The organism is Pseudomonas sp. KH_021 (genome assembly GCF_057838865.1).
Window position 1 is genome coordinate 2,661,058 of sequence record NZ_CM174477.1, and the last position, 12,792, is coordinate 2,673,849.

At 56.4% G+C, this 12,792-nt stretch carries 5 protein-coding genes; 4 read left to right on the plus strand and 1 reads right to left on the minus strand.

The features are described from left to right. The first annotated feature begins 16 nt into the window (after window positions 1-16). Window positions 17-1,084 carry an IS630 family transposase gene (locus AC3IX4_RS12380; RefSeq protein WP_489256307.1) on the plus strand — a complete coding sequence of 356 codons (1,068 nt, stop codon included), beginning with the start codon at window positions 17-19 and terminating at the stop codon, window positions 1,082-1,084. Here the strand turns inward: AC3IX4_RS12380 and AC3IX4_RS12385 are convergent. Beyond that, window positions 983-5,530, minus strand: a complete 4,548-nt coding sequence (locus AC3IX4_RS12385) for an RHS repeat-associated core domain-containing protein (RefSeq protein WP_489260799.1) — start codon at window positions 5,528-5,530, stop codon at window positions 983-985. The two genes, AC3IX4_RS12380 and AC3IX4_RS12385, sit on opposite strands and share 102 nt — an antisense overlap. Before the next feature lie 248 nt (window positions 5,531-5,778). Between AC3IX4_RS12385 and AC3IX4_RS12390 the strand changes: the two genes are divergently transcribed. From AC3IX4_RS12390 to AC3IX4_RS12400, 3 genes are all read left to right on the plus strand, one after another. Beyond that, complete coding sequence (locus tag AC3IX4_RS12390) at window positions 5,779-7,527, plus strand: hypothetical protein (protein ID WP_489260800.1); 1,749 nt, start codon at window positions 5,779-5,781, stop codon at window positions 7,525-7,527. Window positions 7,528-7,622: 95 nt separating this feature from the next. Further along, window positions 7,623-9,944, plus strand: a complete 2,322-nt coding sequence (locus AC3IX4_RS12395; RefSeq protein WP_489260801.1) for a hypothetical protein — start codon at window positions 7,623-7,625, stop codon at window positions 9,942-9,944. Then, window positions 9,937-12,777, plus strand: a complete 2,841-nt coding sequence (locus AC3IX4_RS12400; RefSeq protein ID WP_489260802.1) for a hypothetical protein — start codon at window positions 9,937-9,939, stop codon at window positions 12,775-12,777. The genes AC3IX4_RS12395 and AC3IX4_RS12400 overlap by 8 nt, the downstream gene beginning before the upstream one ends. Window positions 12,778-12,792 lie beyond the last annotated feature (15 nt).

Sequence of the window (12,792 nt, forward strand, 5' to 3'; positions counted from 1 at the left end):
CCTTGGAGAGCTTCAGGTGAGCGCACTGGACATTACGCTTAGCTCCGAAGAAAAGGCCGAACTGAACCGGCGCGTTCGCTCCGCCACCATTCCCCAGCGTGAAGGTCGTAGAGCACGCATTGTGCTGCTTGCAGCACAGGGCGAAACACGGGAAGAGATTGCACGACTGACTGGGTTTTCTCTCCCGACAGTCACCAACTGGTGCCAACGCTTTCAGTTGCTCCGGCTCGACGGATTGATTGATAAACCAGGTCGTGGACGCAAGTCGTCGCTGCCTGCCGATACTGTCCGCCGCGTCTTGGAGCAGGTCACGAAACCTCGCATTGGCGAGTCGCGATGGAGCTGCAGGAGTATGGCGAGAGCGGTCGGGATTTCTTCGAGTACGGTCCATAAGTTATGGGCTGCCAATGACTTGAAGCCTCATCTGACTCGCACCTTCAAGCTCTCAAACGATCCGCAGTTCGAACAGAAATTCTGGGATGTTATCGGCCTTTACCTGGCCCCGCCGGACAAGGCATTGGTGCTGTGTTGCGACGAAAAAAGCCAGGTGCAGGCCTTGGAACGCACGCAGCCTGGATTGCCTCTGGGCATCGGCCACATCCAGACGAAATCACATGATTACACCCGCCACGGCACGGTTACATTATTCGCTGCGCTGGATTATCTGCAGGGAAAATTGATCAGCAGCATCGAACGTCAACACCGTCATCAAGAGTGGTTGTCCTTCCTCAAGAAGATCAACAAGCAGACCCCCAAGAATCTCCAGCTTCACCTGATCGTCGATAACTATGCGACGCACAAGCACGCCGCCGTGAAAACCTGGCTGGCGAAGCACCCGCGTTTCCATATGCACTTCACACCGACGTCCAGCTCTTGGATGAACATGGTCGAACGATTTTTCCGAGACATCACGGTGTATCTACGAGACGGTAGCTTTGCCTCGGTGCGCGAGTTGGAATCCTCGATAACAACGTTCATGGCACTAAGAAATGCTCAGCCGACCCGGTACGTTTGGAACGCGAAAGGCGAGGAGATTTTGAGCAAAATCCAACGAGCTCGCGAGGCACTTGAGGCCGTACCATAGGGATAAATTATTTCGAAGACAGCACACTAGCGTGCCTTTAAAGGCGGCGGTCGTGGCGGCGGTAGTACCAGCGATAAACCCCGCCACTGCAGTCAAGGCGCCAAACGTCGCAATAGCGGCAAACACCACTCCCACAGCAATCCCGATCCATCCCAGTACACCCATGCCCCCACCTTGGGCACTGAGACTCGGCTCATCTTCATCCCTCCTGCGCTCACGCCCTACACCCGCCACCGAATGCCCACTGGGATCACGCCACAGAATCGGGTTACCCAGGCAATAACTCCACGGGTTGATCCCGCCTTCATCGAAGGGTGAGAGACTGTCGGGGCTGTGGAAACGCATCAGCGTCGGGTTGAACGCCCGATAACCGCTGCCTAGCAGATACCAGTTGCTGGCCGGGTCACACAGTTCGCCGTTGTAGCCCAACTGCGACAGGAAGCCGTCATCCACCGTGCGTTCACCATAGGCGCCATAGGTGGCGGTGCGCACCGCGCCCTGCTGGCCCTCGGCACGCACGCTGTGATTGGCATCGGGCATCAGCAACAAGGTATGCGCGCCGTTGCCGGTCTGTTGCTGGGCCATCGGTTCATCGCCATGGTGCAAGAAGTGCACTTGGCCCTCGTCGTTGGCGCTCATGCTCAGGGTGTCACCCTGATAGAAACGCAAAGACGGCGGCTCATTGCCATAACGGGTACTGATCAGTTTGTCGTGCCCGTTATATTCGTAGGCCGCCTGGCGCAGGCCGTGGGCGCTGTCGATGCTCACAAGGCGGCTTTGGCTATCGTAGTGCAGGCGATTGCCCTGTTCGTCGTTGAGTTGATTGCCGTTGGCATCGAACTCGAACGTCAGGTTTCCCGTCGGCCGTGCGGGCATATAGCTAATACCGGTCATCCGGCAAGGGTCATCGGTGGCATGGCTGAACGTTGTGCGCTCTGTCTTGGCAGGATGGCCCGGATCGACATCGGCAAAAGTGGTGATTGTGCGCTTGAGATTGTCCAGCGCGTCGAACGTATAGGTCACGCGCTCGATAGGCCGGCCTTGATCGTGACGCGGCAGTTGCATGCCACTGCATGCATGCTCCACCAAGCGGCTGCGCTCGTCATATAAAAATGTTTCCGCCAGCAGCGTTGTATCACCGACCTCCAGTTTTCGCGTTCCAAGCAGGCCATCGGCTTGCCAGGTTTGTGTCAGGACTCTAAGCGGTGTGTCATCCAGTCGCTGGGTGCGCTGGATTTCCTGACTTTTCTCATCGTAGGTGTATTCACACACCAGGGTACTGCTAGCTCTTTGGTCGAGTGTGGTAGTGCGAGCCAGACGGCTGAGAGTGTCATATTCAAACGCCACCTCCACGTTACCCTGGCTGAGGGTACGCAGACGGCCGCTGAAGTCGTACTGGTGCTGGGTGACCATATTTCCAGGTTCGGTGCGTGTGAGCAAACGATCCAGGGGCGAAGTGCGGTATTCGGTTTTCCAGTCGTATTTTTGGATGTCGGTATAGGTTTCCTCGAGCAATTGGTGGGTATTGTTGTATGTGTACTTATAGTTGCCGAGCTTGTTTTCGGCGGTAACGATGTTGGCGGTCGTGGTGTCATAGACGAACTTCACAAGGCCTTCAGCGCTTGTGCAACTTTGTGGGAGCGAGGTCAAACGCGGTTCGTAAGTGTAGTCCAGGCGCTGACCCGCGGCGGTGATGCGTGCGCGAGGCTGCAGGTCACTGCCCGTGTATTCGAATGACTCTTGGCGTGGGCCAACCTTTATTTGGGTGCGCCGGCCCAAGCTGTCGAATTGTTGCGTGGCAATGGGGATGGTGTCTCGTTGGTTCCACACGCTGATCGCCACCGGCAGGTCTTCGCGGCTGTGGGCGGCGTATTCTCGTAGAACCTTGTCGCCATTGGGCAGGCGGACTTCGGTGCGGCGATCGAAGGGGTCCATTTTATAGGTGCTGGTTCGCGTCAGTGAGCCAACGACCGTTTCGGAGTGGGTGCGGCCCAGGCCATCATAGGTGAAGCTCTGCTCACCGATGAGCGTGTTATCGCCAGCGTATTGCCGGATGTTTTGCGGCTCGTCGAACAGATTGAATCGCGTTTCAATCACCGCCGTTTTCAACGCGCTTGGGCCTTTACCCTGTTGCCAGCTGCGCACAATACGCCCGCGATGTTCGGTGTTGCCGATGGGGTCGTGTTCCTCAAAGGCGGTCACGCCATCGGGGCTCAACGTGGTGGTGCGATCACCCCAATCGTTGTAGGTGAACTCGGTTGTCAATGACAGGGGTAATAGATCAATTCGGTCAATGTGCGTTTCGCTGACTTGCTGACCGAGTTCATTGTATTCGGCGGTGTAAATCGTGCGTTGCAACCTTGGGTCATCGTCGAACAAATGGTCGCGGTTAACTTCGATGACACGCCCCTTGCCGTCCAGGATGGTCTCAGTCGTGACCCCTTTCGCACTGACTTTCAGAGTACTGGCGCGTTGTTGAGTGGTGTTGCACAGGCTGTACTGATAGCGAACGCTGGCCGCATAGTCGGTGTCGGGAGACACGGTTTCGCAAGTGATACGTTGCAGCGCGTCATAGGCAAAGTGAGTCTCAGTGCCGCTCTGGTCCAATTGCGCGAGCATCAGCCCGGTCCAGAGCGAGTGTTGCTCCCAGGTCCCTTGCTGCTGGCCGTCAAAGCCATGAAAGGTCTGCTCCACTTTACGTGTCGGCTGGTGAGTGTCGTTGTCCGTGTGGAGGGTGTAACAGTATTCAACCGTGCTGACGTGCTTGTCGGTGTTCTTTATGCCGTATAGGGCTGTTGTCGCCACAGTCGGCAAACCATGTTGTAAAGCGTCTTGCGGGTCGTTGAAGTAGCTTCGCTGCGTGGTCTGCAGGGGCTGCTCGTTTTCCTGGAGCAGCGTTTCGTCTTGTAGAGCCACCCAGTACGGCGCGTGGTTGAAACCCGAGAGCGTCTCAAAGCGGGTATAGCGATAATGGGTGGTCAGCGTTGGCGCATCACCTTGGGCCGAGGCAGGTTCCACGGTGTGGGCGCGCAAGTGACGTACGAACCCGTTGGCCTCGGCCGGGCACTCACCCTCGACGCCTTCTGCGGGGTACCAGCGCTTGCGTTCGACAACCCCGGAGCTTTTGGTGATAACGGTGATATTGCCGTGGGTGTCGTACTCAGTGGTTTCATGCTCCTCGCGCAGGCGCTGGTGACCACCGACCTCAGATCTCCAGCGTTTGATGACTTGCAGGGGTAATTGGAAGGTACTTGCCTGACGCTCGATGGGCTCGCCTTCGCGGATCTCATAGTGAGTTTCGATTTCCTCGGTGTTATTGCCGCGGCGTCGAGTCTCCTTGAGCAACAGGTGGAAGCGGTTGAAGGTTCGCTCTGTGCGTTTGAGCGATTGTTCGATCTCCTCCCCTTGTGGGCCTTTAAGGGTCTTCACCACTTCTTCGACGGTGGTGTATAGGTAATTGCCAGTATGACGCGCGAGATTATCCAGGCCATCCTCACGCCACGCCTCGGTCAAATTACTGCCGATGAAGTTGTTACCACCGGGATAGCTGTAGCGCGTATCGACCTCCGGTTGCCCGACGCCTGGGTAGTGCAGGTGTTTGGTCACGCGTGGCAGCGGGTCACGCCGGGCGCTGGGTGGAAAGGCATGGCCAGCATCCTGGTAGTAGATTTCTTCCCAGCCGCCACTGGGGGACTCGACTTTTTCAAGGCAGGTGATGCCATTGATGGGTCGATAGGAGAATCGCCAGCTGGCACCTTCTTCGGTGGGCAAGGTGATGCGGCTGACTTGGCGCTCGGTGTCACGCAGGTGCATGTAGAAGCGAGCGAGGGGCGTGCCGTTGGCGCCTTTGCCCGGATGAAGGGCAAACACCACCCGGTCGATGTCGCGGTCGATATCCAGTAACACCTGGCCTTGCGCGTCAAAGATGCTCTTCAACCGGGGTGCATTATCGAAGGCCACATATTCGAAGCCCACCCAATGCCCCAGCTCGGAATAGTATTTGATGGGCATTGCCACAGACGACCCGCCGAATGCCTGAACCTTGAGTATTTCAACGTCACCGGATTTGTGTACGACTCGGTATTCGTCGTCTGCATCCTTGTAGAAGCGAAAGCTGATTAGCCGCTGCTCTTGCATCAACAGTTCGCCATTCTGGCTGCTGTCGCTGGTGACCTTGAAGCTTTCGCCGGTGCTCAAGGCCAGAATCTGGGTGCCAGGGGTGTACTGGGAAAGCTTGAAATCCCAACCCAGGCCATAGCCGCTGTCGCGAGTATTCAAGGGGCTGTAGTTGAGCTGTGGCGTCATGCCTGGCCCGCGCAGGTCATTGCATTGAAACGCGGGCAGTTCTATCGATAGGGTGTATTGGCCGGTACGCGCATCAACACCCGCTTTGACAAAACTCATGAAATTCAAAGCGGTGGAGTGCACTTCAGTAGACGCCGTCATGTTGACAACCTCGTTGAGTAATGAGTCGTGCGATTCGCACTTTAAGTTGCGCCGCGCCCGGCATATTTCGTGTGGGCCCAGCGCAGCAGGGGGGCTTTAAAGCACAACACTATCAGCCCCGCAGCGTTTGAGAACCTAGCAGTTCTGTGAGTAGGCAGCGGCTGGGCAAGCGCGTAAAAATGAGGCCTGTTCGGGTGTGCATCTATGACCACCCTGTAGTTGGATGTTTACGTGCCGGAGCGCTGGCGATGCCTGATTCATTACCCATGCCTTATATTCCCGACCTTGATGCTCAAGACTCGGTTGATTTGGAATCATTGAACGGTGGCCCGTTGGCGACCTACATTAATTACCCCGGCATACAGCCGGGGCAATATGTGTACCTGAACTTTCGAGGCTGCAGCGCCGAAGGCGAAATACTTGACCTGGTCAATGGTCAGTTGGTCCGCATCAGTGAAGTCGGCGCGTTGGGTCAACTTTTTGATTTCGATCATTCCCACGTCGAACAGTTGGACGGGGGCGTTGCTTTTTATTCTTATGCCAAAGAGATTACTCGTCTGCCGAAAGAGCAGGGGGAAGAGTCATTGCGTCGGGTGTTCTACGTCAATCGCCCCTCCGCGCTGAAACTTGAGCTGGCGTTACCACAGTGCAGAGACTCCCATGCGCTGTTCTTGAGTGTTAGCGATATACCTCAAGGCGGGACAACCCTATCGATTGCGCCCTATCAGGATATGGTACCAGGGCAAACGGTGGTGTTGACGGTGGTCGGCTGGTTCGAGGGTGACAACTTTCCGGATACCCGCCGACTTTCGATTGAAGTGCTGGAGTCCGATATCGGCCAGCCGCTGAAGACTCAGCTGCTCGACTTCCATGTCTGGGATTACGACTACTTCGATCTGTACTACTCCGTTGCTTACGGCGATAGCGAAGTCGTCTCGCCCACCCAACAATTCAGGCTAGGTGATCCGCCTGCCACTTGGCTACCGGAAATTGCCATTGTGGGCCACAGCGGCGATTCATTGAACCCCGACGACTACCTCAATGGCATCGTGCTGGTGGCACCACTGTACCCGGGCATTCAATTAGGCGATGTCGTGATGCTGTACGCCAGTGCGCAATCCGAGGAGGTGAGATCATTTATTGTCGATGCCACTACCTTGGCGGGTGGTCAGTTGCGTTTTACGGTGGGCAGCCACTGGCTGATGGCGAATGCCGGCAAACAAGCATCGTTTATTTATCAATGGGCTCGCCAGGAGCGAGCGGGCACATCGATGCCGTTGTCATTACGCCTTCGCAAACCCCCGTATTTTCCAGCACCGCGAGTCCGTGGCGCTACGGCCGAGGGAGAAAACAGCGGCTATCTGTACCCCGATAATGTGGGGGCGACCGTCGTCGTGACTGTCCCGGATGAAGCGGAATTCGCCAGTGATGATGAGGTCCTCTTGCATTGGGAGGGGCACCCAGCAGGCGGCAATATTATTATCCCGCCCAAGCCCAATAGTGGCAAACGTGAGTTCAGTGTTCCGCGCGAGGCGGTCGCGCCTAATATAGGAAAAACCTTTCTTGTTTATTACAGCGTTACTCCGCCGGGTGAAGCCGCCGAGGAGTCTAAAGTCTATACGCTGGAAATCAAAGAGTTTGGCGGTAACTGGCCAAGGCTTCAAGTGGCGGGTCTAAGCGGGGATAGGAAACTGTCGCTCGCTGGCGTGGAGGGTGAGCAGGTTGAATGTGTATTGGGGCCTTGGGTGTTTAGTGCGATTGGGCAAATTGTCAGGATTTCGGCTGTAGAAAGCCCGGGTGATCCACTGTGGCTAAGGGATCACCTACCGGTGACGGAAGAAGAATGGTACGGCGAGGCATTGGTCGAGTGGTTGCCGAAATCTTTCTTGGAAACACTGTCGATCGGTTCGGAGTTTGATCTGGACGTTGAAATCAGTTTCGATCAAGGCGAGACGTACAAAATGATTCATCACCTGCAAGTTCAGTTAGTTCTCTGAGCGGCAGTGCTGTCGATTTATGTGCTGTACAAGTGTTGTTTGCAGCGTTGTCTGTAAAGCAATTTCTACTGCGTGTTATCAGGAGTATCCATACGATGGATAATTCATTAGAAAGTTTATTGGAATGGCTAAAGGCGCCTGATCGCCTGCTGGATTGGGACGCCATTGTCGCCATCAGTAGCAAAACGGTCAATGACCTGATGCATCAGGCGTATATCAGTCATCTGCAGTTGGGCACTGGGCCTGATCCGTTTGAAGGGAGCGTGCCGATCGGCACAACCCATCAATCTCATTATTTCGGAAACTTGCGATTCAGTGCACCGCGCTTCACCTTCAGTCGGGCGTCACTGGTTAATGCTCGGTTGGATGTTCGTTTCGATGTCCTTGAGGGTACTCAGGCGTTGATACGGGAGGAATTTGATCAGCTTCAGGTGATCAGCCTGTCTAGCTACAGCCCGCAACCCCGTCCAGGGCCCTACTTGAGTTTCAGGCTCAGCCTTGAGTCGGACGGCCAGACAGTTGCCCTGGACCTGGCCCAAAGCGAGGAGGCCGAATTTCATTTCGATGGCACCCAGACCGAGCAATTGTCTGTGGGGAGAGCGCTTGAAGCATGGTTCAGAGCGCTGCCCGCAAGCGCACGAACCTTTAAAATCGGTGAGTTCAAAGGCGAGCAGCACCCCTTGCTCAGTACTCGCCGCATTGACATCCGCAGTCAGCGAAATGACGAAACCGAAGACGGCGCCCTGTTGTTGTTTCCGACGCTCAACCATGGCTTGGCCGGCAATTTTCCTTCCTCCGATGCCGATTTTCGGTTCTTGGTTCCCGATGGTTACTCAGGCACGGCGCTGGTCTCTCTGGGCCTGGCCCACCGAGGCGTCATGGGTAACGCCCTGATCGGCTGGTTGGGTGCCGATGCCTTTATCTATGAGCCGAATGTGGACGGAGCGTTGGGCCAGATGATTGCAACCCGCGGGGAGTTGACGGTCAGGCCTGCCAATGGCGAGGACCCGACATACGAGTATCAGAGCGAAGCATTTGTTCTAAGCGCAGCCTCAGGCGCCATGCCATTAAGGCTCGACTTTCAGGACGATCAGGTAATTCAGCAATGGGGCACCTCCTGCACGGTGAGCATGAAATACCGGCGTCTGGGCGGGGGGACGGCCTGGACGGAAATCACCCCGACGTTCCAGATTAATTACAAGCATGAGTTTCATGTGTCACTGGATGATGACGGCCATATCGAGGGGCAGCTATTCCCGCCCCATAATCACGGCTCGCCAATTCGCCGTCCGCACACCCTTGGTAAAAAACGTGCGTCGCTACCAGCGGGCGCCACCAAGTTCATTGAGAACCTGGTGAACAACGCTTTTTTGATGCATCTGTCCGAGCATCTTGTGAGCACAGCATCGAACGCCTTGGTCAACTCGTTTGAACTGGCTAACGACTATGTCCTCAAGCCTGTTGTTTCGGCCTTGCCCAACGACATGGCAACCATTGGTCAGTTGGGGCCCAAACAGTCCTCCTTCCAAATCGTAGAGCAGGCGCTGGTATTGGTGCCTGGTCAAGTGCAGCGGTTGACCACCGAGCCTGCGCGCGAGGGGCTCGAATGGACCCTTGAGCTGATTACCGGAACCTCGCCTGGGCGATTTGTTAGCCCAGGGGAATACCAGGCTCCGCCCAGGAGCACAGTGGTGGGCAGTTACAGCCATGTCTTGGCCACGGCAACTGATCCGCAGACGCGCGAATACAGCCAATGCTTACTCAGCATCACGGCCGTGCCGCTGAGCGTCACCCCTCTGCTGCGCGTGTGCTCGCCAGAACAATCGCTGTTGATGCAAGCGCGCAGCTTCGACGGGCAGCCTGTGTCCTGGACGTTGTCGGGTAACGGCAGCGGCGAAGAAACGGATGAAGGCTACCGGTACACCGCGCCAGCACAAGGTGGCCAGGCCACCTACGCGCTGGAACGGGTTGAGGCCCGCGCGGGGGCTCATACCCAAAGCATTACGGTGCTCGTCCAGCATTTCCAGCCTGATCTTAAGGTCGTGGTCGATGATCAGGGCAACCTTGAGCCCGGACAAGCGCAATTGCGCGCTTTTTATCGAAACAGTGTCAGGGGGGACGCTACCTGGCGTGTGCTCGCGGGCGGTGGAACCATCAATGAGCAAACGGGCGTCTTCGAAGTGCGAGCGGACGAAACGGAACGTTTCGCAGTCATCGTCGCTCACGTGCTCGATGGAGCGGCTGAATACGATGGCCATATCATCCTGCCGTTGCCGCTGGATCAGTTCCCTGTGTTGAAACAACGGCTTGCCGTGCTGGGAATGGTGGAATATCTGGATACGGTCATGGAGCGGGATGCGGTGGAGCAGCTGGATACGGTAGGGCAAGCCCCCCAAGGAGGTCGCCATCATGAGTAACTCACTCACCCAGGTATTGGCGCAAATGCGCGCAGGCTCTGTCACCCGTGGTTGGGGGGCGGTCTCGGTACAAAGTCGCAGCCGACTCAACCAGCTGCTGACTCAGCAATACATTCAACGCTTTGATACCGGTACTTTTTTGCCGCTGTTTAGCGGGGTGGTCGAGACCGAAGATGCTTATGGCAGCACCGTGCAGTTGCAGGGGCTGGCGCTGGGCCAACCGCTTTTGCAATTCAATACCGCGTCAATGACTGACTCGCGCGCTGTGATCTCGATGAACATCACCGGTGGTCATTACCTGGAGAAGCGCGGCAATGGCGAAATGGTGTCCGCGTTCTCCCTGAGTGAAGGCCATGGCTTCCAAGTCGAGATCGACCTTGATTTGACGCTGGTGGTGGGTGAGGTGGATCGCCACGGTATCGTCACGCTGGATCTGTCCAAGGCGAGCAGCTACCGTTGCAACCTGGCCAATAGCAACGCGCAGGTGACGGCTGCGGTGCAAGCCTTTTTCCAGGAAAGCTTCGACCAGATGCCGGCTGATCGTCGAATTTTCCAGCTGGGCAGCCTTGACCTGAAGGGTTACAACCTGCTTAACCCACGGTCGTTTCGGATTTACACCCAAGCGGCACCTGGGGCCAAGGTTCGGGGGGCGAAAAATTACGGTGATGGTGCCGTGGTTGCTTTTATCCGGGTAATGGGTAACGCCGCAGAAGGGCAAGCGCCCGGCTCGCAGTTCCCCTACCTGATCCCTGACGACCAGGATGCTCAAGGCCAGGATCAGTATTCGGCGGTGTTGGTAATTGCTGAATCGATGCTCAGGTATCTGTCTGGTGATCGTGAAGAGGTGTTCGATGCGCTCAACAGCCTGCTCTATCCCGGCGATAACGCCTTTGTCAAAGTAGTCGAACACACGCCCAGGGATTTGGCTGTCTTTGGCAAAGTTGACCCGCTGCGCACACAGTTTCGACTGGAACCGCAGTTTGCAACTCTCCAGGCGGGCGAGCAGCAACCTTTCACGGTGCGTAATGGTCACGGCGATACGGTGAGTGCTGTCAGCTGGGAAGCGCTGGGCATGCAGAGCACCACCGACAACAGCCAGGGCACCATGAGCAGTGCCGGCGTCTATACGGCAGCCGAGCGCAACCAGCTTGGCCGTGACTGCCTGCATGTGAAAGTGACCGCCAAGGTGACCGAGGGCCCTGATACTTACATCGCCACCGCACTGTTGCTGGTTAACCGCGACCCGCTCTGGGTGGCTCCTCATTTGAGTGTCATACCGGCCGCCAGGGGTTCCAGCCTGTTGGCGGCAGCCGGGCAAACAGGGGTACCCACCTGGCAATTGGTTGGCACTCGCCACGGTACATTCAGTACTGAGACGGGAAGCCAGACGGCGTTCACTTCCAGCGCCAGTCGTGCCAAGGCGCTGGTGGTGCAAGGTGTGCAAGCGCAGCTGGGTTCGGGTATCACGGCCCAGGGCGCCGTTGTCTTGGTCAATGGCAAAACCACATTGGGCATTGAGCCGGCTTACGTTCCGCGCTTGCAAGCGGGTCAAACTCGCCAGTTAGTGGACAATCGACAGTTGCTACCTGAATTGCCGCGGCGCTGGAAGGTACTCAGCGGCAGTGCGATGGTCAGTGACAGCGGGCTATTAACAGTGCCCAGCCAGGCGAGCCAAAGTACTAGCGTGGTGCTGTGCGAGATCGTGCGCAACGGCGTCGTACTCTCCACCGGCTACAGCGTGGTGGATGTGCGCGACGAAGAAGATGAGCCGCACTGGCGATCACTGACGGAATTCAACGTCAGGGTTATCGGGCAGGGTCAAGGGCGTGAGGGTAGCTTGTACGCCAATGGCTACCAGCAACTGCTCACCGAAGTCAGGGTTCTGCCGCAAGCGGTTGATGGTCAAAAAACCTATTTGAGCCCTTACGAGCGAAACTCCATTCAGCTGGTGTTTGATCGCGATGGCCAAAACGTCGAGGCCGTACCCGAGGGCCTCGAGGGTATTGCGCCCGATGCAGACGTCGCGCCCTGGCAAGCCCGACTTCTGCGCAATCGATTCGAGATGGCGCCGCCCAAGCCTACACGCGACAGTGCGCCGACCAATGATGCTGTTACGTTAAAAGATATTTACCTGCATTCGCGCGGGGACCGGCCTACCACTTTTTACGTCAAGCTCAATCGACAAGCAGACAACGCTGAATTTCGTTCGACCGACAACAACAATTCACAGGGAAGAATCGATGTTGATCCGGTGGCAGTGCCCATTTTTAATAACGGCCATTACACCTTTTCTCGTAAGCGTATTGGCCCGGGGAATGACAGGGAAGACGATGATGAAAACAACTTTGATCTGAAGCCGCAGACCCTTGATTACTGGTCGCTGTCATATGTCAATGGGGCGTTTGTCAGTTGTGAGTTCCTGGTGTACGGGCAACAAATCGAAGTGCCTACCTCTATTGTTCGGTGGGAAAGCGAACAGTTGGCGGAGACTATGTTCAGTTGTACTGGCTGGATGTTTAAACCGCACGGTACTGGGCAAGTACCGATCATTGAAGACGTTGAGAAAGATTTCAGGCTACAGGAAATCGTGACCTCAATGATGAATGCCGACCCCCTGGATAATTTTGTCGAGCCTGGGGCGTTGGTGGTGGTGCTGGAGCGGTCGAGCACGGTGGGCTATGTGCGGGCCACTCATCCGGCACGACAGAAAATGGATCATCATTTGTTGGTGAGGTTGCTGGATCAGCAAGGCAACCCGCATGTCCGAAAAATTCAATACCTGCCCGCGGGGCAGAATAATCATCGTGACAAACTTTTGCACAGTAGGGGCTGACGCTGCGAGCGTGAG